At 71.2% G+C, this 21,120-nt stretch carries 23 protein-coding genes, 1 pseudogene and 1 other annotated feature; of the genes and pseudogenes, 18 read left to right on the forward strand and 6 right to left on the reverse strand.

The annotated features are described in order from the left end of the window. Window positions 1-27: 27 nt before the first annotated feature. Entirely contained in the window at window positions 28-474 is a 447-nt protein-coding gene (locus DWV08_RS03895; protein WP_115412605.1) for a MarR family winged helix-turn-helix transcriptional regulator, read from the reverse strand. Window positions 475-581: 107 nt separating this feature from the next. Between DWV08_RS03895 and DWV08_RS03900 the strand changes: the two genes are divergently transcribed. From DWV08_RS03900 to DWV08_RS03920, 6 genes are all read left to right on the forward strand, one after another. After that, entirely contained in the window at window positions 582-1,349 is a 768-nt protein-coding gene (locus DWV08_RS03900) for an MBL fold metallo-hydrolase (RefSeq protein ID WP_115412606.1), read from the forward strand. A gap of 126 nt (window positions 1,350-1,475) precedes the next feature. Continuing rightward, entirely contained in the window at window positions 1,476-2,132 is a 657-nt protein-coding gene (locus tag DWV08_RS03905; protein WP_241237456.1) for an NAD(P)H-binding protein, read from the forward strand. A 45-nt stretch (window positions 2,133-2,177) separates the two neighbouring features. After that, entirely contained in the window at window positions 2,178-2,339 is a 162-nt protein-coding gene (locus DWV08_RS17025) for a hypothetical protein (protein ID WP_241237455.1), read from the forward strand. Between the two features lie 8 nt (window positions 2,340-2,347). After that, window positions 2,348-2,920 (forward strand): class I SAM-dependent methyltransferase, encoded by a 573-nt coding sequence (locus tag DWV08_RS03910; protein WP_115412607.1) that lies wholly within the window; start codon window positions 2,348-2,350, stop codon window positions 2,918-2,920. A gap of 34 nt (window positions 2,921-2,954) precedes the next feature. Further along, the gene (locus tag DWV08_RS03915; RefSeq protein ID WP_241237454.1) at window positions 2,955-3,983 is read left to right on the forward strand and encodes a GlxA family transcriptional regulator; all 1,029 of its coding nucleotides are present in this window, start codon (window positions 2,955-2,957) and stop codon (window positions 3,981-3,983) included. Beyond that, complete coding sequence (locus DWV08_RS03920; protein ID WP_115412609.1) at window positions 3,984-4,658, forward strand: DJ-1/PfpI family protein; 675 nt, start codon at window positions 3,984-3,986, stop codon at window positions 4,656-4,658. Window positions 4,659-4,763: 105 nt separating this feature from the next. On the opposite strand, the gene DWV08_RS03925 is transcribed toward DWV08_RS03920, so the two are convergent. Next, on the reverse strand, window positions 4,764-5,414 hold the full coding sequence (locus tag DWV08_RS03925; RefSeq protein ID WP_115412610.1) for an isochorismatase family protein: 651 nt from the start codon (window positions 5,412-5,414) through the stop codon (window positions 4,764-4,766). A gap of 121 nt (window positions 5,415-5,535) precedes the next feature. Here DWV08_RS03925 and DWV08_RS03930 point away from each other — a divergent pair, with 121 nt between their 5' ends. Then, window positions 5,536-6,510: a GlxA family transcriptional regulator gene (locus tag DWV08_RS03930; protein WP_115412611.1), complete on the forward strand. Its 975-nt coding sequence runs from the start codon at window positions 5,536-5,538 to the stop codon at window positions 6,508-6,510. Window positions 6,511-6,523: 13 nt separating this feature from the next. Here DWV08_RS03930 and DWV08_RS03935 read toward each other — a convergent pair whose 3' ends face one another. After that, complete coding sequence (locus DWV08_RS03935) at window positions 6,524-7,072, reverse strand: CGNR zinc finger domain-containing protein (protein WP_244923659.1); 549 nt, start codon at window positions 7,070-7,072, stop codon at window positions 6,524-6,526. 142 nt (window positions 7,073-7,214) lie between these two features. On the opposite strand from DWV08_RS03935, the gene DWV08_RS03940 reads away from it, so the two are divergent. The 10 genes and pseudogenes from DWV08_RS03940 (at window position 7,215) to DWV08_RS03985 (ending at window position 16,059) form a co-directional block, all read left to right on the forward strand. Next, complete coding sequence (locus tag DWV08_RS03940) at window positions 7,215-8,282, forward strand: LLM class flavin-dependent oxidoreductase (protein WP_115412613.1); 1,068 nt, start codon at window positions 7,215-7,217, stop codon at window positions 8,280-8,282. Between the two features lie 109 nt (window positions 8,283-8,391). Then, complete coding sequence (trxA, locus tag DWV08_RS03945) at window positions 8,392-8,769, forward strand: thioredoxin (RefSeq protein WP_115412614.1); 378 nt, start codon at window positions 8,392-8,394, stop codon at window positions 8,767-8,769. Further along, window positions 8,766-10,457, forward strand: a complete 1,692-nt coding sequence (locus DWV08_RS03950; protein ID WP_115412615.1) for an FAD-dependent oxidoreductase — start codon at window positions 8,766-8,768, stop codon at window positions 10,455-10,457. Before trxA ends, DWV08_RS03950 begins: the two co-directional genes overlap by 4 nt. Next, window positions 10,450-10,752 (forward strand): YgaP-like transmembrane domain, encoded by a 303-nt coding sequence (locus DWV08_RS03955; protein ID WP_115412616.1) that lies wholly within the window; start codon window positions 10,450-10,452, stop codon window positions 10,750-10,752. Before DWV08_RS03950 ends, DWV08_RS03955 begins: the two co-directional genes overlap by 8 nt. Continuing rightward, window positions 10,749-11,024 (forward strand): metal-sensitive transcriptional regulator, encoded by a 276-nt coding sequence (locus tag DWV08_RS03960; protein WP_115412617.1) that lies wholly within the window; start codon window positions 10,749-10,751, stop codon window positions 11,022-11,024. Before DWV08_RS03955 ends, DWV08_RS03960 begins: the two co-directional genes overlap by 4 nt. Before the next feature lie 497 nt (window positions 11,025-11,521). Next, a complete protein-coding gene (locus tag DWV08_RS03965; protein ID WP_115412618.1) occupies window positions 11,522-11,905 on the forward strand; it encodes a hypothetical protein in 384 nt (127 codons plus the stop codon). A gap of 21 nt (window positions 11,906-11,926) precedes the next feature. Beyond that, window positions 11,927-13,173: pseudogene (locus DWV08_RS03970) on the forward strand (IS3 family transposase). Further along, window positions 12,205-12,333 (forward strand) — a sequence feature (AL1L pseudoknot). (Overlaps the previous pseudogene by 129 nt.) Window positions 13,174-14,181: 1,008 nt before the next feature. Beyond that, entirely contained in the window at window positions 14,182-14,892 is a 711-nt protein-coding gene (locus DWV08_RS03975; protein WP_115412619.1) for an alpha/beta fold hydrolase, read from the forward strand. A 59-nt stretch (window positions 14,893-14,951) separates the two neighbouring features. Continuing rightward, window positions 14,952-15,497: a LysR substrate-binding domain-containing protein gene (locus DWV08_RS03980; protein WP_115412620.1), complete on the forward strand. Its 546-nt coding sequence runs from the start codon at window positions 14,952-14,954 to the stop codon at window positions 15,495-15,497. Between the two features lie 88 nt (window positions 15,498-15,585). Further along, window positions 15,586-16,059 carry an S-ribosylhomocysteine lyase gene (locus DWV08_RS03985; protein ID WP_115412621.1) on the forward strand — a complete coding sequence of 158 codons (474 nt, stop codon included), beginning with the start codon at window positions 15,586-15,588 and terminating at the stop codon, window positions 16,057-16,059. Here the strand turns inward: DWV08_RS03985 and malQ are convergent. Both malQ and DWV08_RS03995 read right to left on the reverse strand, forming a co-directional pair. Continuing rightward, a complete protein-coding gene (malQ, locus tag DWV08_RS03990) occupies window positions 16,046-18,181 on the reverse strand; it encodes a 4-alpha-glucanotransferase (RefSeq protein ID WP_115412622.1) in 2,136 nt (711 codons plus the stop codon). The two genes, DWV08_RS03985 and malQ, sit on opposite strands and share 14 nt — an antisense overlap. Window positions 18,182-18,223: 42 nt before the next feature. Next, window positions 18,224-19,840, reverse strand: a complete 1,617-nt coding sequence (locus DWV08_RS03995) for a dolichyl-phosphate-mannose--protein mannosyltransferase (protein WP_241237448.1) — start codon at window positions 19,838-19,840, stop codon at window positions 18,224-18,226. A 114-nt stretch (window positions 19,841-19,954) separates the two neighbouring features. On the opposite strand from DWV08_RS03995, the gene rsmI reads away from it, so the two are divergent. Then, window positions 19,955-20,794: a 16S rRNA (cytidine(1402)-2'-O)-methyltransferase gene (rsmI, locus tag DWV08_RS04000; protein WP_115412624.1), complete on the forward strand. Its 840-nt coding sequence runs from the start codon at window positions 19,955-19,957 to the stop codon at window positions 20,792-20,794. Window positions 20,795-20,911: 117 nt separating this feature from the next. On the opposite strand, the gene rpmF is transcribed toward rsmI, so the two are convergent. Continuing rightward, window positions 20,912-21,082 carry a 50S ribosomal protein L32 gene (rpmF, locus tag DWV08_RS04005; RefSeq protein ID WP_096799564.1) on the reverse strand — a complete coding sequence of 57 codons (171 nt, stop codon included), beginning with the start codon at window positions 21,080-21,082 and terminating at the stop codon, window positions 20,912-20,914. Between the last annotated feature and the right edge of the window lie 38 nt (window positions 21,083-21,120).

The raw sequence follows: 21,120 nt of genomic DNA on the forward strand, positions 1-21,120 counted from the left end.
CCGGCAGTCGCTTCCCCGGCAATGATGTCAGGCGGTCAGCTGCTCGGTGCCGAACGCCCCGGCGCGCAGCAGCTTCAATCCTGTGGCCATGCGGTCCAGCTCGGCGCCGCCGAGAACCGCGCCGAAACGCCGCTCGAGCTCGTCCTCGAACACCGGTGCCGCGAGGCCCAGCTTCTCCTTCCCTGTGCTGGTGAGGACGAGGAGCGCGGAGCGGCGATCGTGCGGGTTGGGCTTGCGGCGGCAGTAGCCCGCCTTCTCGATCCGGTCGACCACCTTGCTGGTGCCGCCCACGGTGATCACGAACTCCGTCGCGATGTCCTGCACGCGCAGGCCGGGCCGGTGGTCGAGCAGCTGCATGATCTCGAACCACGTCAGCTGCAGGTCGCAGTCCCGGCGCAGGCGCGCATCCACCGCGGCCCACAGCTCGGTCTCGAACCGCACCAGATCGTGATACAGCCGCTTCAGGTCCGTCATCGGTCACCTCATCCGGGAGCTCCAGCCCCGACGGCCGCGCCACCCATTCGTATTCCATGGAAGAATCTGTAGTCGATGCATCCTATCCGATCAGGAGGAGACCACTCATGAACACCACCCCGACGATCGACGTCCCCGTCCAGGTCCTCAGCGGACCGACCGTGCTCATCGAGTACGCCGGCCTGCGGATCCTGACCGACCCGACCTTCGACGAGCCGGGCGAGTACCCGGTGATGCCGGGCTACGCGATGACCAAGACCAGCGGCTCCCCGCTCGGCACGGACGAGGTCGGCCGGATCGACGCCGTCCTGCTCTCCCACGACGAGCACGACGACAACCTCGACCGCTCCGGGCGCGCGTTCCTGCCCCGCGTGCCGGTCGTGTTCACCACCATCAGCGGCGCCGGCCGCCTCGGGGGCAACGCGAAGGGCCTGGCGTTCTGGGACGAGGCCACCCTCACCGCGCCCGACGGCACCGTCGTGACCGTCACCGGTCTCCCGGCGCGCCACGGCCCGGAAGGCAGTGAACCGGTCTCCGGCGACGTGGTCGGCTTCCTGCTGACCGCGCCGGGACACCCCAGCGTGTACGTCAGCGGGGACAACGCGTCGCTGGACTACGTCCAGCAGATCGCGGACCGGTGCGCCCCGATCGACACGGCGATCCTGTTCATCGGCGGGGTACGTCACAAGCCGATGCTCGACGCCCAGCTCGTGACGATCGACAACACCCAGGCCACCTGGATCGCCCGCGCCCTCCAGGCCCGCCGGGTCATCCCGGCGCACTTCGAAGGCTGGGCCCACTTCCAGGGCACCCGCGAGGACCTCACCCGCACCTTCGAAGAAGCAGGCCTCGCCGACCGCCTCACCTACGCCTGACCAGCTGGAGGCCCGAAAGGACCGCGCGACGGCCGGAGGCGGAACCGACCGCTTCCGATCGCCGCTGGCGGTGAATGTGTCCGCCACCTCGGGCCTCTCCTCTGCTTCGTCGAAAAGGGACCTCACATGCTCGCCTACGCCATCACCGGAGCCAGCGGACAGTTCGCGCCGCTGGTCATCGACCACCTCCTCGCCCGCGGTGTCCCACCCGAACGCGTCGTCGCGCTCGCCCGCACCTCCGAGCGGGCGACCGTCCCCGACGGCATCGCAGTGCGGCAGGCCGACTACGACCGGCCGGAGACCCTCGCCGCCGCACTGCAGGACGTGGACCGGCTGCTCCTGGTCTCGGGCAGCGAGATCGGCAGGCGCATCCCGCAGCACACCGCCGTCGTCGACGCAGCGCGCGAACAGGGGATCGCGCATCTGTTCTACCTCTCGCTGCTGCGGGCAGACACCACGCCGCTGGTGATCGCACCCGAGCACAAGGCCACCGAGTCCGTGATCACCGAGTCCGGCCTGCCAGCGACGTTCCTGCGCAACGGCTGGTACACCGAGAACCTGACGTCCGCGGCACCCGGCTACCTTGCCGCTGGCATCATCCACCACGCCGCGGGGGAGGGGCGCATCGCTGCCGCGACCCGGAACGACCTGGCCGAGGCGGCAGCCGCCGCAATGCTCACAGACCAGCCGGAGAGCGTCTACGAGCTCGCCGGCTCCGCGTTCACCTACGCGGGTCTCGCCGCCGCGATCACGGACGTCACCGGCACCCGGGTCACCGCATAGGCACACGCGTCCGACGACCTGGTCGCGGTGCTGACGGCGGCAGGGATGCCGGAGGAGATTGCCGGGTTCCTCGCCGCGGTCGATGCCGGGATCGCAGCCGGAGCGCTGGACGGCGAGCCGGGCGTGCTCGAGAGCCTGATCGGCCGGCCCGCGACACCGCTCGTCGACGTGCTCCGCGCCGATCCTCAGGTCACCGCCGGGCACTGAGGGTGGACATGTATCGGATGTTCGTCCGCCCGGAGGGTCCGGCCGGGCACGCCGGAGCGGAGTTGATGGCCCGAACCGGCGTGGCCATGGCCGACGAGGCCGTCGCGACGCTGGATCCCGCCTCCGACGGGCAGGTCCTGGAGATCGGCTTCGGACCAGGCCTCGCACTGCAGCGTCTGGCCGCCGTGGTCAGTGCCGGACACGTCACCGGCGTGGACCCCTCCACGGTGATGCACCGGCACGCCCGGGAGCGGAACCGGGCCGCGATCGAGGCAGGCCGGATGACGCTCGTGCACGGGACGGCAGCGCAGCTTCCGGTCCGCGCGGAATCGGTGGACGCAGTCCTGGCGATCGACAACCTGCACTTCTGGCCCGATATCTCTCACGGGCTGGGAGAGGTTGTCCGTGTGCTGCGCCCAGGCGGCCGGTTCGTGTGCGCGTTCACGCCGCCCTCGGGCGGCCCACCGCACCGGCTGGGACGCATGGCAGGAGAAGCGGGTCTCATCGTCGTGTCGGAGAAACACGCCTACAGCGGATACCTCCTCACGGCTACCGCGCCCTCGCCACGGCTTGCCGGGTGATGTCCGGATCCGAGGGGATCACGTCATTGCCGACATGACGTCGCGCGGCGAGGCTGGAGATATGCAGCGGGAGCGTCTGGTCGTCATCGTCGTCTATGACGGTGTGCAGATGCTCGATGTCGTCGGTCCGGCGGAGGTCTTTGCGACCGCAGCCCGGCACCTCGTGGACGGTGGTGGCTACCGCGTAAGGATCGTCTCCGGCGACGGGCAGTCGGTGCGGTCGGACTCCGGTCTGCGACTCGACGTCGATGGGCCCCTTGCCGAGCAGGTCGATCCCGTGGACACCGTGCTGGTCGCAGGAGGTCGGGGGTGTCACGTCGCAGCGGAATCCGCCGAGCTGCTCGCCGCGCTCGACGATGTCGGGCGGTGTGCGCGGCGTCGCGGGTCGGTGTGCACTGGTGCCTTCGTCATCGCCGCCGCCGGGTGGCTCACCGGACGGGCCGCGACGACGCATTGGATGGCCGGCGGGCGACTCGCCCGGGAACACCCCGACGTCCGCGTCAGCCCGGACCGGATCTTCATCCAGGATGGGGACGTGTTCACCTCGGGCGGGGCGAGCGCCGGTATGGACCTCGCCCTCGCCCTCGTCGAAGCCGACCACGACGCGGCCCTCGCCCGCGGGGTCGCCCGCGAGCTGGTGCTCTTCCTGCAGCGTCCCGGCAGCCAGTCGCAGTTCTCCGCACGCATGGAGCACGCAATCCCCGCCAAGTCGCCGCTGCGCACCGTCATCGATGAGGTCGTCGCGGACCCTGCCGCCGATCATCGACTTTCGGTCATGGCTGAGCGGGCACGGATCTCCGAGCGGCACCTCGGACGTCTCTTCGCCGAGCAAATGCACACCACTCCGGGCAGGTTTGTCGAGCGCGTCCGTGTCGATTTCGCCTGTGGACACTTGGAGCAGACCGACCTGGGCCACGCGGCGATCGCCGCGCGCAGCGGCTTCGGCAACGAGGAGACCATGCGCCGGGCCTTCGCCCGCGTCCTCGATCTCTCCCCAGCGGAGTACCGCCGCCGCTTCCAGACCACCCGCCGGATCCCGGCACAACATCAGGAGAAGAGATAGATGCAGATCGCACTCGTGCTCTACCCGGGCTTCACCGCCCTGGACGTCATCGGCCCCTACGAGGTATTCAACCTCATGCCCGACACGGAGATGGTGTTCGTCAGCAACACCGCCGGACCCGTGGTCGCCGACAGCGGCGTCCTCTCGGTGATCGCCACGCACTCCTTCGCCGACGTGCCTGACCCGGACCTCGTGCTCGTCCCGGGCGGCTCGACCGGCACCGGTCCCGCGATGGAGGACCCGGAACTCACCGGCTGGCTCCGGCAGGTCAACGAGACGACCAGCTGGACCACCTCCGTGTGCGGGGGAGCGATGGTCCTCGGCGCCGCAGGCATCCTCGACGGACGACCCGCGACCACCCACTGGACCGCGCAGGACATGCTGAAGAACTTCGGCGCCCAGTCCCGCCCGCACGACCGGATCGTGCGTGACGGGAAGATCGCGACCGCAGCCGGGGTCTCCTCCGGAATCGACTTCGCGCTCTGGCTCGCCGGAGAGCTCCATGGTCGGGAGACCGCGGAGATGATCCAGCTCGCCATCGAATACGACCCCCAGCCGCCGTTCGACGCCGGCCACCCCAGCAAGGTCTCCGAGGACCTGCGCCAGCGCACCCTGACCGCTATGGTCCCCGACTCGGCACCCCGACTCGAGGGCACCGGCACCGCAGCGGGGTGAGGCGACGGCGGGCCGATCCTGATCACCTCACCAGGACCGGCCCGCCGAGCCCCCGATGCCGGGTTCGCCGACGCAGATGTCGAAGCGCCGCCCGTGCGACGAGAGTCAGGCGTGCGTGGGGGCGTCGCCGTAGGTCTCGCGACCCTGCACGGCGGAAGAGCCGAGGTCGCTCTTGGGCAGGGCGGCTGACGTGCCCAGCGCTTTCGTCCAGGCTTCGGTGGTGGCGACGGCGGCGAAGTTGGAGTGCAGCAGCGCCATCAGCGTCTCGTGGACCTGCTGCCCCGAGGCGCTGCCGGCCTCGTTCGCGAGGTGGATCGCACCGGTCGCGTCGGAGAGCACCTCGACCGCGATGCCGAGCGGTTCGGCGGCGGCCGCGGAGCCGATGACGCAGTTATTGGTCATGTAACCCACCAGCGTGACGGTGTCGACCTCCTTCTCACGCAGCCACTCCACGAGGGAGTCGTCGGCGAAGACGCTGGCGACGTTCTTCACCGAGCGCTTCCACTCCGGGCGGACCCGCTCGGCGATCTGCGGGTGCAGCTGCCAGCCCTCGGACCCCTGAGCGAAGACGGGGGCACCCTCGGGGAACTTGTGCTGGACCACGGCGACGGGTAGGCCCTGCGAGGCGGCGGTGTCGATCACCTCGGTGATGCGGGCGAGGGAGTCCTCGCGCGGGGGGAACTGCACGGGCAGCAACCCGGTGAAGTACTCGTTCTGGACGTCGATCACGATCACGGCGCGACGCGGTGCGGACATGGTGTACTCCTCAGTCGGTGAGCGGGGCGACGGCGCGAATCGGCCGTCTCTACCATCGTCGCCACGACGCGTCCGACACGGTGAGTGGCGGAAGCGACCATCTTCGATGAGAATCAGACACGTGAAGATCGCGGTCCACGCCTTCGCCGGCATCTCCCTGTTCCACCTCGCCGCCCCGCTGCTGGTGTTCGGCGAGGTCGCACGCCAGGGCTTGGGGGAGGGGTGGGAACCGGTCGTGTGGAGCGAAAGCGGGGCGGCGATACGGACCGCTGAGGGGCAACGGATCGAGGTGCCCGCCGGGCCAGAAGCGGTCCGAGATGTGGAGATCGCGGTGTTCCCCTCCTGGCACGCCGACCTCTCGGCACCGGGCGACGAGCTGCTGGAGGTGGTGCGGGATGCGCACGAGCGCGGTGCGATGGTCGTGGGCCTGTGCCTGGGGGCGTTCCCCGTCGTCGCGAGCGGCGTGCTCGGCGAGCGCGCTGCCGTGACACACTGGGCCGCCGCCGACGCCTTGGCGGCGCGCCATCCGGGCGTGCCCGTGGATGCCTCGGCGCTGTACATCGACCACGGTGACGTCCTCACCTCGGCCGGCACCGCCTCGGGGCTGGACGCCTGTCTGCACATCGTCCGCGATCGGCTCGGAGCCGCTGCCGCTACGCAGATCGCCCGGCACATCGTCATCGCGCCCCACCGGGAGGGCGGGCAGGCGCAATACATCCGCCAGCCGCTCCCTCCCGTCCCGGAGGAGGATGCCCTGTCGGCGACGAGCCGGTGGGCCCTCGAGCACCTCGACCGCCCGCTGGGGGTCGACGACCTCGCCGCCCACGCACGCATGAGCCCGCGCCATTTCGCGCGCCGCTTCCACGCGGCCACCGGCGCCACGCCGGCCGCGTGGCTGCGGGCGCGCAGGCTCGATGCCGCCAGGACGCTGCTCGAGCAGAGCGAGCTGAGCATCGCCGAGGTCGCCCGAGCGGTCGGCTTCGCCAGCCCCGTCACCTTCCGGCAGCGCTTCACCGCCGCCTACGCCACCACACCGACCTCTTACAGGAAGCGCTTCGCGCAGGGCGCCGGCGGGACCCAGGCGGGCGTGATCTGAGGCGTACAGTCGCTCACGCCCGCCCGTGCTGCCCGCCCTTGCTACGTGCATACGACCGGGCGGCGCGCACCCGGTCGCCGCACCGTGTGCTGCACCACTGTCGCCGTCCGTGCGTGCGCAAGTAGAAGCGGTCGCAGGGGGCGGCGCCACACAGAGCGAGCCGGCCGGCCTCTGGGCCCGTGAGCAGGTCCGCCGCGTCCTCGGCGATCTGCGCCATGGCATGCTCGACCAGTTGCGTGAGCGGGTGGATCGGCACACGGTGAAGGCCGCGATCCACCGTGTGATGCAGCATGCGGGCGCTGGGGGCCGCGACCAGGGCGCTGTTGATGTTCTCGAGGGCTTCTCGCGGGGGAACCTCCCCGGCGACCTGTGCGTGCATGACGGCGCGAAGATCCTCGCGCAGCCCGGCAAGCCGACTCTGGCAGTACGCCAGCAATGCCGTCGTCTCCGGGGCCAGATCCTGGTCGATGAGCCATTGCGTGGCCGCTTCGGGGCTGTCGAGCTCGTCCACCCGTTCGCCGGAGCCGAGCGTGACGACCGTGTCCGCGAGGGCCAGGCTCATGTGATCGGAGGTCCCCGGCGCGGGGGGAAGAGGCGCGGCAGTCATGGCCTCATGTTATCAATCGGGAGTTTCCGTGAGGATCTGCTACCGTCGATCTCACGCATAATCGTTCAAGTACACGTGAGATACGAGGTTGGCCTCCATGACTGCCCATACCGCTTTCGGATCCGCTCCTTTCGCCCTGTCTGTCCTCGACAACGCGTTCACGGGCGTCGGTCAGACCGCCCATGACGCGCTGCAGGAGGTCGTCACGCTCGCGCAGCGGGCCGAACGCCGCGGCTACCGGCGATTCTGGATGTCCGAGCACCACGCCATGCCGGCTGCATCGACGTCTGCCCCGCAGATGATGCTCGCCGCCCTCACCCGCGAAACCGAGCGGATCCGCCTCGGTGCCGGGGGAGTGATGCTCCCCAACCACGCGCCGCTGCTCATCGCCGAGCAGTTCGGCATGCTCGAGGCTCTGGCACCGGGTCGGATCGATCTCGGCCTCGGCCGGGCACCCGGCACGGACGCCGCGACCGCCGCGGCGCTGCGCCGGCATCACGCGGCCAACGATGAGTTCCCGCAGCAGGTCGACGAGCTCATCGGGTTCCTCTCCGACGACTTCCCGGACGGGCACCCCTACCGACATGTTCACGCGGTCCCCGGTCCATGGCAGGCTGCGCAGAACCGTGTTCCATTCCCGTCTGTCGGGCCCGACCTGTGGATCCTCGGCTCATCCCCGCACTCCGCGCAGCTCGCGGCGCGGCTCGGGCGCCCGTACGCCTTCGCCCTCCAGTTCGGTGATGCGGACATCACCACAGCCCTCCGCCTGTATCGGGAGAACTTCCGGCCCTCGGTGGCACTCGCGGAGCCCTATGTGCTGGTCAGCGTGAGTGCCGCGGCGCATGACGACGCCGAGGAGGCGCGTCGACAGGCGACCTCGTCTGCCATGGCGATGTTGCGCATGTTCACCCGGCAGCCTTTCGCGCTTCTGCCTCCCGAGGAGGTCGCGCAGTACTCGCCGACACCGCAGGAACGGCAGGTGCTCGAGGCGTACACCAACAACGTTCTTCACGGCACAGGAGTGGAGGTGGGAGCGGCGCTGGAACGTCTGCACGCCGCGACGGCCGCCGATGAACTGATGCTCGTGGTCACAGGCCACTCCCGCGAGATCCAGGCTCGCACCGTCGACCTCGTCGCCGACCATTTCGCTGCCGGCTCGGAATGACCGGCGCCGTCGTCCTGTGCTGCCCTTCGCGCGCGCGGGCAACTGCTGCCTCTGTCGCCGAGTCGGGCGCCACAGCCCACAGATACCCCCGGGGGTATATGATAAAGGCATGACGACACGACAGATCACGAAGGACACCCTGGAGGAGACGATCGCGGGGGAGGGGGTCGTGCTGCTGGACTTCTGGGCGGCATGGTGCGGCCCGTGCCGCATGTTCGCCCCCGTGTTCGAGAAGGCCTCCGAGCAGCATCCCGACATCGTGTTCGGGAAAATCGACACCGAGGCGGAGCAGGAGCTCGCCGCGATGTTCCAGATCACCTCGATCCCCACCCTCGCGGCGTTCCGGGACGGCATCATGGTGTTCTCGCAGCCCGGCGCCCTGCCCGCCAGCGGCCTGGACCAGCTGATCGATGCAGTCCGGGGCCTGGACATGGACGAGGTGCGTACCAAGCTCGCCGAGCAGACTCCGAGCGAGACCGCGCGATGAGGCTCGTGATCGTCGGCGGGGTCGCCGGAGGCATGAGTGCCGCCGCCCGAGCCCGCCGCCTCGACGAGACCGCAGAGATCATCGTCCTGGACCGCGGGGAGCACGTCTCCTTCGCCAACTGCGGCCTGCCGTACTACGTGGGCGGAGAGATCACCGACCCGGGGGCGCTGCTGGTGCAGACGCCCGAGCGACTGCGCTCCTCGTTGAACCTCGACGTGCGCACCCGGCACGTCATGATCGGCATCGACACCGATGTTCGCGAGCTGACCGTGCGCACCCCGGTCGGAGTGGAGCAGATCGGGTACGACGCGCTCGTGCTCTCACCCGGTGCAGCCGCGGTCCGCCCCGACGTGCCCGGCATCGACTCGCCACGAGTGCGCACCCTGCGCACCGTGGACGACGCCCTGGCGCTGCGCGGCCGCGTCACCGGCGGGGCGGCGCGCGCGATCGTGATCGGTGCCGGGTTCATCGGCGTCGAGGCCGCCGAGGCCCTCGCCCAGCAGGGCATCGCGACCACGCTCGTGCAGCGCTCCGCCCAGGTGCTTCCCCCGCTGGAGGCCGAGCACGCCTGGCCGGTCACGCGGGAGCTCCAGCGTCTCGGCATCGACGTGCGCACGGGCACCACCGTCCAGCGGATCGAACCCGGTATGGATGAGGACACGCTCACCCTGTCGGACGGCACGACGATCACGGCGGGACTGATCGTGCTCGCCGCCGGCGTCCGGCCGGACACCGAGGTGTTCGAGCAGGCGGGCATCACCTGCGAGAACGGCGCGATCGTCACCGACGAGCACGGCCGCACCAGCGCCCCGCGCGTGTGGGCGGTCGGCGACGCGACCGTGAGCACCGACCCGATCACCGGCGCCCGCCGCCCGGTGACGCTCGCCGGACCCGCCAACCGGGCCGGGCGCCTGATCGCCGACGACATCCTGCGCCCCGAGACCGCCCGCCCGCTGCCGCGGCCGCTGGGCACCGCGATCATCCGCGTCGGCGATCTCACTGCCGCGCTGACCGGCGCGAACCGCGGCGAGCTCGATCATGCCGGGATCCCCGCGCACACACTGCACCTGCACCCCAATCAGCACGCCGGCTACTTCCCGGGCGCCGCGCAGGTGCACCTCACCGTGCACGTGCACGCCGGTGACGGGCGCATCCTCGGCGCCCAGGCGCATGGCACGGACGGGGTCGACAAGCGCATCGACGTGCTCGCCACCGCGATCCGCGCCGGCATGCGCGTGGACGACCTCATCGACCTCGACCTCGCCTATGCGCCCCCGTACGGGCAGGCCAAGGATCCGATCAACCTCGCCGGGATGCTCGGCGAGAACGTCCTGACCGGCACCCTTGCCCTGTGGGATGCCCGCGATCTCGAGGGGGTGCGGGAGCGGTCGCTGATCCTCGACGTCCGCACCGACGCCGAGGTCGCCACGGGCGTGCTCCCCGGAGCCCTTCACATGCCACATATCGAGCTGCGGGACCGCCTCGACGAGGTCCGTGACGCCGCCGCTGGCCGTCCGGTGCGGGTGATGTGTGCGTCGGGGGTGCGTTCCGCGATCGCTCACCGGGTCCTGGCGCAGTCCGGGTTCGACTCCGCATCGCTGTCCGGTGGGGTGCTCACCCTCCGCGCCGCCCTCGGGCCGGACGCGGACACGGTCCTCGTCGCGCCGGGAGTGATGCAGCATGCGTGAGCGCACACCCCGCCGGATCGTCTGCGCGACCGGGCCCGGCGAACGCCTCGCCCGCGGCGTCGTCGCTCTGCTGACCGGGGCGTTCGCCGTCTCGATGTTCCCGCCCGGCCCGATCCCCGCGATCGCCGCGGCTGCGGTCGCGGCAGGCGTCGCGTTCATGGCGGTCACCGGCTGGTGTCCCAGCACGCCGACCGCGTTCCGGGCAGGTCACGCGGAGACGCCCGACCTGCCCGTCCCCGACGCCCGCGACATTGCGGGCGCCACCGCCCCGATCACCCAGGAGACACCGCAATGACGACACCCGAGCCGGAAGCCCAGCGCAAGGTCCTCAACCGGCTGCGCCGCGCCCGCGGACAACTCGACGGCGTCATCGCCGCCGTCGAGAACGGCGCCTCCTGCCGCGACGTCGTCACCCAGCTCGCCGCCGTCACCCACGCCCTCAACCGGGCCGGCTTCCTCGTCGTCTCCACCGCGATGGAGGACTGCCTGGCAGGCCCCGACACGGGCGAATCCCGCGACGGCCTCACCGCCGACGACCTCGAGAAGCTCTTCCTCACCCTCGCCTGAACACCACCAGACCTCTCACCCACGCCGAAGGAGAGACACTCATGTGCCGAGCCGTCACCTGCCGCACCTGAGGAAAGACCACCTGGGCCGGATGCGGTCAACACGTCGACCAGGTCATGGCCGGGGTGCGACCCGCCGACCGCTGCCCAGGCCACGAGAAGGAGCCGTCATCCGGGTTCTTCTCACGTCTTTTCGGACGCTGAGGCCAAGCGGGGGCCTGGAGGAAGATTCCTCCAGGCCCCCGACGGCTGCGCCGTGGGGCCCGGTCGAGGCGTCCGGCCTATACCAGGGTCCCGGCCTGGTCTTCGCCGCACCCCCGGAGAGATACATGGGCGAGGCCGGACCACGGGCCGCGCTCGACCCGGGCGGGCACCGCCGCCATAGCGTCCTCCGAAGCAGACGCTCAAGGAGTTCCTATCATCGGCGAGTACCACGGCACCGTCCTACCGGCCCAACAGGGCGCTCTCATCGCCCGCGACACCACTACGGCACAAGAGTTGTGGCGTATCGAACTGGCCAAGCACGGCTGGACCGCATCGACAGTCAGCGCTGCCCTGCACGCGACGCCGGCCGACGGGCTCGCCCTCCTCTCCACCTCAGATACCACCGGTGTGCTCATCGATCTCGGAGCGGGCATTGTGGTCAGCGAGACCGCGCAGGATGAGGCGGTGGACTCCAGCGCCGGGATACTGGTGATCTTCGACGAGGCCGGGCTGTATGCCTACGACCCCGACGACCAGCCGTTGTGGTCGCTGTCGGTCGAAGATCAGATCAGTATCGAGGCGCTCGGCGGTGTCGTCCTCCACCTCAGAGAGGACGGGTCGATCCGGGTCCACAACGTCCTCACCGGTGAATCGCCCCGGGTCTGGTGGAGGCTCTGATCCCACGGGAGGATGAGGAGCATGGCAGCACCGAGGAAGTACCCCGATGAACTTCGGGAGAGGGCCACGAGGATGGCCGTGGACGCGCGACGGGATCCAGCGACGAGGTCGGGAACGTTCCGCCGTGTGGGCGAGCAGCTCGGGATCAAGCCCGAAACGTTGAGGAACTGGGTCGTGCAGGCCGAGATCGACGAGGGCCACCGACTCGGGACCACGACCAGCGACGCCGAGCGGCTCGCTGAGCTGGAGAAGGAAGTGCGCGAGCTGCGCCGGGCGAACGCGATTCTGAAGTCGGCCTCGGCTTTTTTCGCAGCGGAGCTCGACCGCCCACCGCGATGATCGTGACGTTCATCGACCAGCACAAGCACGAGTTCGGCGCCTGGCCGATCTGCCGCACGCTCACCGCAGCGGGCACCCAGATCGCGCCGAGCACCTACTACGCGTTCAAGACCCGCCCGCCCTCGAAGCGAGCGATCCGGGACAAGGAACTGCTGGTCTATATCCGGCGCGTGCACGCGAAGAACTTCGGGGTCTACGGCGCGAAGAAGCTCCACGCTCAGCTGCGCCGGGAAGGCATCGCGGTCGCGCGCTGCACCGTGGAACGACTGATGAGAGCCGACGGGCTGCGCGGCATCAGCCGAGAGAAAGGCCCACGCACCACGACTCCGGGCGACGGCCCAGACACTCGCGCTGACCTGGTCAAACGCGACTTCACCGCGACGGCCCCGAACCAGTTATGGGTCGCGGACATCACGTATTGCCGCACGTTCGCGGGCTGGGTGTATGCCGCGTTCGTCATCGATGTGTTCTCCCGCCGTGTGGTCGGCTGGCAGCTGTCGCAGTCCCTGCGGACCGACCTCGCCCTGGACGCGCTGGAGATGGGGATCTGGACCCGTGAGTACGCAGGCCAGGACGTCTCCGGGCTCACGCACCACAGCGACAAGGGGGTCCAGTACGTCGCCGTCCGCTACACCCAGCGCCTCGCCGAGGCTGGGGCAGTGGCCTCGGTCGGTTCGACCGGCGATTCGTATGACAACGCCCTGGCCGAGGCCTTCAACTCGCTCTTCAAGGCGGAGCTGGTCCGCAACCACGGGCCCTGGAAGAACATCGACGAGCTCGAGATCGCGACCGCGGAGTACATCGACTGGTTCAATCACCGCCGCCTGCACGGCGAGATCGGCATGATCCCGCCCGTCGAGCTCGAGGAGAACTACCATCGCCACCAGACCGTGCCGGCGACCGCCGACGCGGCACTTGCGAGCCTCTAACAGACCCGGGGCGATGCAATCTTGGACTCGATCACCACCATTGGGGCTGGGCCGTCGCTGTTGTAGTGCGCCTCGCCGAGCACGACGCCGACGTCGCACTGGAGGTAGCGGTTGCCAACCGAGGCGGAATGATCGAGGGCTTGAGTAACAACACGTCTAGCCCTTTCGGCAACCTCGGCGCATGGGTCGAGGTCTGTGATCGTCTTGACCCCGCCCTGATCGACTCGCTCATCGCAGAACTCCCCAAAGGCGCCGTGTCGAAGTGGGACCGAGCCATCAGACGTCCACAGCGCTACGGGCACTGGCGCCGCGACCAGATCGCCCCCCTGGTATTTCGTGCCACCCGAGCCCGTGGACACGTCCAATCCGAGGCCGAAGCCCTGCTACGCCGCTTCCCGGCGCTCGCACGACTTCGGCCTCAGGACACGACTGTTGACTAGCGCCCATGCGTATCGCGCAGCACCGCCCCGGCACGCAGAAGGTGATTCCGCACAGTCCCAGCCGAGAACCCGAGACATGACCCCACGCGATCGAGTGATTCACCCGACTCGTACCTGCGGACCATCTCCCGGACCTCCATGTCCGACGGCGTTGCACGCCGCAAGCGCACCCCCGCGTTCGCAGCAGCGATGCCAGTCGCTCCCGTCCAAGTCCGAGTTCCTTCGCAATCTCTCGTAACGTGGCACCCGCCGCATAGCGTGCCTCTGCTCGAACCAGCATCTCCTCACTCACGCGAGGGAGCTTCCGGGCGCGCGGCTCGAGGGGACGAGGCTGGGGCCGACGGCCGCGGATCGACCAATGCATCGAGCCCATGCGAACCAGCGACGGGGTAAGTTTCGACAAGCTTCCCGCTAGGTCCACCGAGTATCCCCCCTGGTCACATGGCCAGGGGGGATTTCTGTACCCCCGCGGAGGAGGTCGCCGCGGTGCGGGAGGGCCCGCCGCCGCACGGACCTGGCCGCCGACTCGCTACGATCGCTCCATGACCGCTGCCCGCGAGCCGGCCCGATGACCCGCAGCATCGTCCTCGTTCACGCCGTCCGCTCCTCCCGCACCATGTGGAAGGGGCAGCGCCGCCGACTCCGCGAGCAGGGCTTCGAGGTGATCGCCCCGGACCTGCCCGGGCACGGCCGCCGTCGCGGGGAGCCGTTCACCCTCGAGAAGGCGCTCGCCACGATCGACGAGGCCGTCGACGCCTGCGCGGAGCCGCCGCTGCTGGTGGGGCTCTCGCTGGGCGGCTACCTCACCCTGCACTGGGCCGGCACCCGGCCCGGTCGCCTGGCGGCCGTGGTCGCGGCGGACTGCACGCTGGTGCCGGGACCGGCCTCCGCCCGCCTGTACGGGCTGTGGCTGACGATGAAGGACTGGCTGCCGGGGGACTCCGACGCCCGGGTGGCGCGCTCCTTCGCCCGGCGCCACACCCGCAAGGCCGCGAAGCGCTACTACGGCGGCGGGCGGGCCCACGGCGTGGTGCGTTCCGTGGTGCGTCTCATCGGCGGGCTGGACCTGCTCGCGGACGTCGCCGCGATCGACGTGCCGCTCACCTTCGTCAACGGCGAGCACGACCCGTTCCGCCGCCACGAGCAGCAGTTCCTGGACGCGGCGCGCGACGGCGAGCTGGTGATCCTCCACGACGCCGGGCACATCGCGAACCTGTCGCGCCCCAAGAGGTTCGCGAAGATCCTGCGGCGCTGCGCGCGGGACTCGGCGAGGGTCTGAGAGCGCCCGTCGTCGGCCCGCATACCGGCCGACGGCACGACGGGTCGTAGGCTGGGACCATGCACTCCACCACCCTGCGCGTGGGCTTCGTGCCCGGCGTCGAGCCCGACCGCTTCCTGCGCCGCTGGAAGTCCGGCCGGCGCGATGCCTGGCTGGAGCTCGTCCCCACCCCGCTCTCGCGCCAGCACGAGGCGCTGAGCTCCGGCGAGGTCGACATGTGCTTCGTGCGCCTGCCGCTCGAGGACCCGGCGCTGCACCTGGTGCCGCTGTGGGAGGAGCGCGCCGCGATCGTGGTGAGCACCGACAACGTGCTCAGCCTGCTCGACGAGGTGGGCCCCGAGGACCTCGCCGAGGAGCCGGAGATCCCCGCCGCTCACGCCGACGACGCCGCCGAGCGGATCGGCGTGGTCGCCACCGGCATCGGCTACACCCGGGTGCCGCTGTCGCTGGCCCGGCTCCACCATCGCAAGGACGCCGTGGCCCGGCCGCTGCGCGAGGGCGAGCCCACCCGCATCGCCCTGGCCTGGCCGCGCGCCGCCGACGACCCGTTGCGCCAGGAGTTCGTGGGAGTGGTGCGCGGCCGCACCGCCCGCTCCAGCCGTTGAGCCGGGCGGCCCGCCGCGCACGCGGCACCCAGAACACACCACCTGCGACCGCACCACCTGAGAAGACATCACCCGAAGGAGCCCGAGCATGACCGAGCAGCCCCGCATGAACGTGGAGAGCTTCAACCTCGACCACCGCACCGTCGCCGCGCCCTACCTGCGCATCGCAGATCGCAAGGAGCTGCCCGGCGGCGACGTGCTCACCAAGTTCGACGTGCGCTTCACCCAGCCCAACATCGCCCACCTCGACTCGGAGACGGTGCACTCCCTCGAGCACCTGATGGCCGAGCACATGCGCAACCACTCGGGCGACGTCCTGGACGTCTCCCCGATGGGCTGCCGCACCGGCTTCTACGTGCTGCTGGTGGGCGACCACACCGCCCAGGCCTTCGCCCCGATCCTCGAGGCGACGCTGCGGGACCTGCTCGCCGCCACCGAGGTGCCGGCCGCGAACGAGATCCAGTGCGGCTGGGGCGCGCACCACACGCTCGAGGGCGCCCAGGCCGCGGCCCGCACCTTCCTCGAGCGGCGCGCGGAGTGGGAGACCGTCAGCGCCGCCTGAGCTCCTCGTGCACCGCCGCCATCAGGCGGGCGGTGCGCGGGTCGGTCGCGATGTCGTCGAGCGCCACCGGCACCTCCGCGGGGTCCGCGAGCGGGATCCGCCAGTTGGGGTACTCCTCGTCGGTGCCCGGCTGGTTCTGGATCCGCCGCTCGCCCACACAGTCCACCAGCGAGACGCCCAGCAGCAGCGACGGGGTGCGCGCCAAATGCCGGTGCAGCGCGATCACCGTCTCCTCGAGGCCGGCGCCCTCGGCGAGCAGCCCCTCGGCCCGCAGCAGGTCCAGCACCTGCTCGCGCCCGGCGGCGTCGGCCGAGAGCTCCTCCTCCAGCGGCCGCTCCAGCAGCCCCAGGCGGTGCCGCAGGGCGACGTGGTCCCCGGCGAGGTATCCGGTGGTGGGCGGCAGATCGTGCGTGTTCACCGAGGACATGCACAGGGTGCGGTAGTCCTCGGCGGGCAGCGGGCGCCCCGCCCCGTCGGCCTCGAACCACAGGATCGAGGTGCCCAGGATCCCGCGCTCCACCAGGTGATCCCGCACCCACGGCTCGAAGGTGCCGAGGTCCTCGCCCACCACCAGGGTGCCGGAGCGCTGCGCCTCCAGGGCCAGGATCCCGATCATCGCCTCGTGGTCGTAGGCGACGTAGGCGCCGTCGGCGGCCTCGTGCCCCTCGGGCACCCACCACAGCCGGAACAGCCCCAGCACGTGGTCGATCCGCAGGGCGCCGGCGTGCCGCATGAGCGTGCGCAGCATGTCGCGCCACGGCCGGTAGGACGCCTCCCGCAGGCGCTCGGGATGCCACGGCGGCTGGTGCCAGTTCTGTCCCTGCTGGTTGTACTGGTCCGCGGGCGCGCCCACGGCCGCCCCGGAGGCCAGCACCTCCTGCAGCCGCCAGGAGTCCGCCCCCACCTGCTCCACCCCCACGGCGAGGTCGTGCATGACCCCGATCCGCATGCCCGCCTCGCGCGCCGCGGACTGCGCGGCGCGCAGCTGCTCGTCCAGCAGCCACTGCACCCACACGTGGACGTCGATCCGCGCGGTCAGCTCCCGACGGGCCCGGTCCAGCACCTCCTCGTCGAGATGCTGCAGGAGCGGCTCGTCCTCGGTGCCGCGCACCTGCTCCGCGATCGCGCACCACAGGGCGAAGTCCTCCAGCCCCTGCCCCTCCCGGGCGCGGTAGGCGTCCAGCAGCGCGCGGCGGCCGGCCGTGAGCGGCACCGCGGCGAGCTCCTCGAGCGCCGCGAGCTTCGCCGCCAGCACCTCGTCCCGCTCCAGCCGGTCCGCGCGGCCGTTCCACCCCGCGACGCTCTCGCGCAGCAGCGCGATCCGCTGCCGGGCGTGCTCCGGGAGGGCGCCGAACTCGGGCACGTCCTCGACCCTCAGGTACAGCGCGCTGGTGAAGCGGCGGGTCACGGGGAGGTACGGCGAGGGCTCGACCGGGGGCGTCGGGTACGAGGCGTGCAGCGGGTTGATCAGCAGGAAGTCCGCGCCGTGGCGGGCCCCGGCGATCGCGGCGAGATCGCGCAGATCGGCGAGGTCGCCCACGCCCCAGGAACGCTCCGAGCGCACCGAGTACAGCTGCGCCTGCAGGCCGACGGCGCGCCGGGCGGCGAACTCCTCGTGGACGGTGAGCCGGGCCGGCGTCACCACCAGGTCGGCCTCGACGGCGCCCTCCGACGTCTCCGCCACCAGGCGGTGCCATCCCAGCGGCAGGCCGGCCGGGAGGTGGAAGCGGGCCCGGCCGCGCAGGCGGCCGTCGAGGTCGAACGGGGGAGTGTGGTCCTCGCCCTGGTCGAGGTCGCGGCGGCCGCCGTCCTCGAGCCGTAGGTGCAGGCGCACCGCGGTGCCGTGCTCCACGTGCACCGGCACGCTGGTCGCGAGATCCTCGCGCATCACCGTCACCGGCGGCAGCGTGCGGCGCCACGGGGCGCGCTCCCGCTCGTGCCGCACCGCGGCGATGTCGGCGTCGGAGTCCACCGGCGCGCCGAGCGCGGCGAGGACCGCGTGGAGGGTGCCGTCGGCGACGTCCTTCTGCTGCCCGTCCCATCCCCAGTACCGGGTGCTGACCCCGAGATCGCGGGCGAGAGCGCGGAGCGCGGAGGAGGCGTCTGCCGAGTCTGGGGACATGCGGCAATCGTAGCCGGGCGGCCCCCGTGCGAGAACGTCCGCTCAGGTCCAGGACGGCAGCCACATCCGGTAGCGCCACTGCTCCAGATCGATCACCTGCCCCGTCCAGATCGGCCAGAAGAACGCCGAGACCAGCACGATCAGCACCAGCAGCGAGCCGACGAACAGCCCGCCGGCCAGGCGGCGCTCCCGATCGCTGCGCTTCCCGCCGATCACCAGGGCCATCACATAGGCGAGGCACAGCATCAGCCAGGGCGCGAAGGCCACCGTGTAGAAGGTGAAGATGGTCCGCTCCGTGTACATCAGCCAGGGCACGTACCCGGCGAGGATCCCCGACAGCGCCGCCCAGGCGCGGCCGTCGCGCCGCAGCACCGCCACCGCCAGAGTCACCAGCAGGGCGAGGGTGCCCAGCCACCAGATCAGCGGATTGCCGACGGAGAGGATGTGCGAGGCGCACTTGGCGACCTCGCACCCCTGCTCCCCGTACTCGTAGGAGCGGTAGTAGAAGTTGGTGGGCCGCAGCTGCAGCAGCCAGCCCCAGGGGTTCGCGGCATAGGGATGCTCCGCATCGAGGCCCACGTGGAACTCGTAGGCCTGCACGTGGTACAGCCACAGCGAGATCAGGGAGTCGATCGCCCCGTGGCCGGTGGCGACGCCCTTCTCCACCGCCAGATGCCGGTTGTACCCCACCTGGGAGGAGAACCAGCCCGCCCAGGACGCGAGATAGGTGAGCAGCGCCGTGCCCACCATCGCGAAGAAGGCCGGGATCGCATCCCGCACCAGACCGCCCAGCAGCCAGCCCCGCTCCCCGGCGGTGCGCCGCGCCCACCAGTCCCACAGCACCGTCATGATCCCGAAGACGGCCAGGAAGTACAGCCCCGACCACTTCACCGCGCACGCCATGCCCAGCAGCACACCCGCCAGCAGCCGCCACGGGCGCAGGCCGCCCGAGACCCCCAGGGGCGCGGGGGCGAGGGAGGCGGTGTGGAGCTGAGCGCTCGCCACCGCGAGCCGCTCCCGGAAGCGGTCGCGGTCGATCAGCAGCGCCCCGAACGCTGCGAGCGCGAAGAGCATCAGGAACGGATCCAGCAGGCTGGTGCGGGAGTGCACCAGGGTCACCCCGTCGATCGCGAGCAGCAGCCCCGCGATGAGGCCGGCGGTGGTGGAGCGGAACAGGCGCCTGCCGATCCGCGCCAGCAGCAGCGCGGCGACCGCTCCCAGCACCGCGGAGGAGATCCGCCACCCCCAGGCGGTGTCCGCCCCCAGCAGCGTCATCCCCGTCCCGATCACCCACTTCCCCAGCGGCGGATGGACCACGTAGGCGCCCTCGGGGTCGTAGGAGTCCACGTCCCCGGCCTCGAAGGCGGCGTCCGGCTCCTCCGGCCAGGACATCTCCACGCCCTCCTGGGTGAGGGTGTAGCCGTCCTTGACGTAGTAGGTCTCGTCGAAGATCAGCTCGTCGATCGTGCCCAGGCCCCACAGCCGCAGCACCAGCGCGAGGCCGAACAGGGACATCGCGCCCGCCCAGGCGAGACGGGAGAGAGGCAGATCGGGGACGTGCAGCCGTCGGCGGTACGCGGCGAGCACCGCACGGGGTTCGTCGTCGACGTCGACGACGGCGCGATGGGCGCGGTCGCTCGCTTCCTCCTCCGTGGGCACGCGCACATGCTAGGTCATCGGCGGAGGCGGGACCGGAGCCGGCGGGTGCGGGACCGGGACGGGGCGGGTGCCGCGCCGACGGTGACGGAGCATGCGCGCGGCTAGCATGGCGGGATGCTCGAGCCCGGAGTCCTCACTCTCGCCGCCACCCCGATCGGGAACCCGCTGGACGCCTCCGTGCGCCTGATGCGCGCCCTCGGCGAGGCGGACCTCCTCGCCGCCGAGGACACCCGGCGTCTCGCCCGCCTGGTCCGCGAGCTCGAGGTGACCACCACCGGGCGGATCCTCTCGTACCACGAGCACAACGAGGCCGAGCGCACCGAGACCCTGCTCGAGGCGCTCGCCGCCGGGCAGCGCGTCCTGATCGTCACCGACGCCGGTATGCCGGTGGTCTCTGATCCCGGGTTCCGCGCGGTGCGGGCGGCCACGGAGGCCGGGCACCCGGTCACCGTGCTGCCGGGACCCTCCGCCGTGCTGACGGCGCTGGCCGCCTCCGGCATCGCGCCGGACCGCTTCACCTTCGAGGGGTTCCCGCCGCGCCGGGAGGGCCGCCGCGCGAGCGCCCTGGCGCCGCTGGCCGAGGAGCAGCGCACGATGGTGTTCTTCGAGTCGCCGCGCCGCACCGCCGCGACGCTGGCCGCGATGGCGGAGGCCTTCGGGGTCGCCCGGCGTGCCGCCGTGGCGCGGGAGCTGACCAAGACCCACGAGGAGGTGCGCCGCGGCACCCTCGCCGAGCTCACCGCCTGGGCCGAGGCGGAGGAGGTGCTGGGCGAGGTGGTGATCGTGGTGGCCGGAGCGGAGCCCGTCGCGGCCCGCGCCGAGGACCTCGTGGGGGAGGTGCTGGAGCGCGTCGAGGCGGGGGAGAGGCTCAAGGCCGCGGCGAAGGACGTCGCCCGCGCGCACGAGGGCGTGGGAGCGAGCGAGCTCTACGATCTCGCGCTGCAGCAGCGCTGAGCGGGCCTCGCGCCGGTGCGGCGCGGAGCGGGGCGCCGTCCCCGCGCACGACGACGCCCCCGGCACCAGGTGCCGGGGGCGTCGGAGCGCTGTGCGAGCGGGCGCGGCCCGCGTCGCTCAGTCCTCGATCTGCAGGAGACCGCGCTGGTAGGCCTTGGCCAGACGACGCGGCACGGAGGCGGTGCGGCCGCGGACCGTCACCTGCACGAGGTCGGCGTTGTTGGCCTTCCACTGCGAGCGGCGGGAGTGCGTGCGCGCACGGGACATCTTGAACTTGGGCACTGCCATGGGACGCTCCTTGACGGTCCGGAGGATGAACGAGCGTT

Origin of the sequence: Brachybacterium saurashtrense (assembly GCF_003355475.1) — a bacterium.
Taxonomy (GTDB): Bacteria; Actinomycetota; Actinomycetes; order Actinomycetales; family Dermabacteraceae; genus Brachybacterium; species Brachybacterium saurashtrense.

What these genes read in the sequence shown, in the direction of transcription:
- DWV08_RS03935 (WP_244923659.1), bottom strand. Translation starts at nt 7,072, where the DNA reads ATGAGCCTGGCCCTCGCGGACACGGTCGTCACGCTCGGCTCCGGCGAA.
- DWV08_RS03910 (WP_115412607.1), top strand. Translation starts at nt 2,348, where the DNA reads ATGTATCGGATGTTCGTCCGCCCGGAGGGTCCGGCCGGGCACGCCGGA.
- DWV08_RS03955 (WP_115412616.1), top strand. Translation starts at nt 10,450, where the DNA reads ATGCGTGAGCGCACACCCCGCCGGATCGTCTGCGCGACCGGGCCCGGC.
- rpmF (WP_096799564.1), bottom strand. Translation starts at nt 21,082, where the DNA reads ATGGCAGTGCCCAAGTTCAAGATGTCCCGTGCGCGCACGCACTCCCGC.
- DWV08_RS03915 (WP_241237454.1), top strand. Translation starts at nt 2,955, where the DNA reads ATGACGTCGCGCGGCGAGGCTGGAGATATGCAGCGGGAGCGTCTGGTC.
- DWV08_RS03940 (WP_115412613.1), top strand. Translation starts at nt 7,215, where the DNA reads ATGACTGCCCATACCGCTTTCGGATCCGCTCCTTTCGCCCTGTCTGTC.
- rsmI (WP_115412624.1), top strand. Translation starts at nt 19,955, where the DNA reads ATGCTCGAGCCCGGAGTCCTCACTCTCGCCGCCACCCCGATCGGGAAC.
- trxA (WP_115412614.1), top strand. Translation starts at nt 8,392, where the DNA reads ATGACGACACGACAGATCACGAAGGACACCCTGGAGGAGACGATCGCG.
- DWV08_RS03905 (WP_241237456.1), top strand. Translation starts at nt 1,476, where the DNA reads ATGCTCGCCTACGCCATCACCGGAGCCAGCGGACAGTTCGCGCCGCTG.
- DWV08_RS03900 (WP_115412606.1), top strand. Translation starts at nt 582, where the DNA reads ATGAACACCACCCCGACGATCGACGTCCCCGTCCAGGTCCTCAGCGGA.
- DWV08_RS03980 (WP_115412620.1), top strand. Translation starts at nt 14,952, where the DNA reads ATGCACTCCACCACCCTGCGCGTGGGCTTCGTGCCCGGCGTCGAGCCC.
- malQ (WP_115412622.1), bottom strand. Translation starts at nt 18,181, where the DNA reads ATGTCCCCAGACTCGGCAGACGCCTCCTCCGCGCTCCGCGCTCTCGCC.
- DWV08_RS03895 (WP_115412605.1), bottom strand. Translation starts at nt 474, where the DNA reads ATGACGGACCTGAAGCGGCTGTATCACGATCTGGTGCGGTTCGAGACC.
- DWV08_RS03960 (WP_115412617.1), top strand. Translation starts at nt 10,749, where the DNA reads ATGACGACACCCGAGCCGGAAGCCCAGCGCAAGGTCCTCAACCGGCTG.
- DWV08_RS03985 (WP_115412621.1), top strand. Translation starts at nt 15,586, where the DNA reads ATGACCGAGCAGCCCCGCATGAACGTGGAGAGCTTCAACCTCGACCAC.
- DWV08_RS03950 (WP_115412615.1), top strand. Translation starts at nt 8,766, where the DNA reads ATGAGGCTCGTGATCGTCGGCGGGGTCGCCGGAGGCATGAGTGCCGCC.
- DWV08_RS03975 (WP_115412619.1), top strand. Translation starts at nt 14,182, where the DNA reads ATGACCCGCAGCATCGTCCTCGTTCACGCCGTCCGCTCCTCCCGCACC.
- DWV08_RS17025 (WP_241237455.1), top strand. Translation starts at nt 2,178, where the DNA reads ATGCCGGAGGAGATTGCCGGGTTCCTCGCCGCGGTCGATGCCGGGATC.
- DWV08_RS03920 (WP_115412609.1), top strand. Translation starts at nt 3,984, where the DNA reads ATGCAGATCGCACTCGTGCTCTACCCGGGCTTCACCGCCCTGGACGTC.
- DWV08_RS03925 (WP_115412610.1), bottom strand. Translation starts at nt 5,414, where the DNA reads ATGTCCGCACCGCGTCGCGCCGTGATCGTGATCGACGTCCAGAACGAG.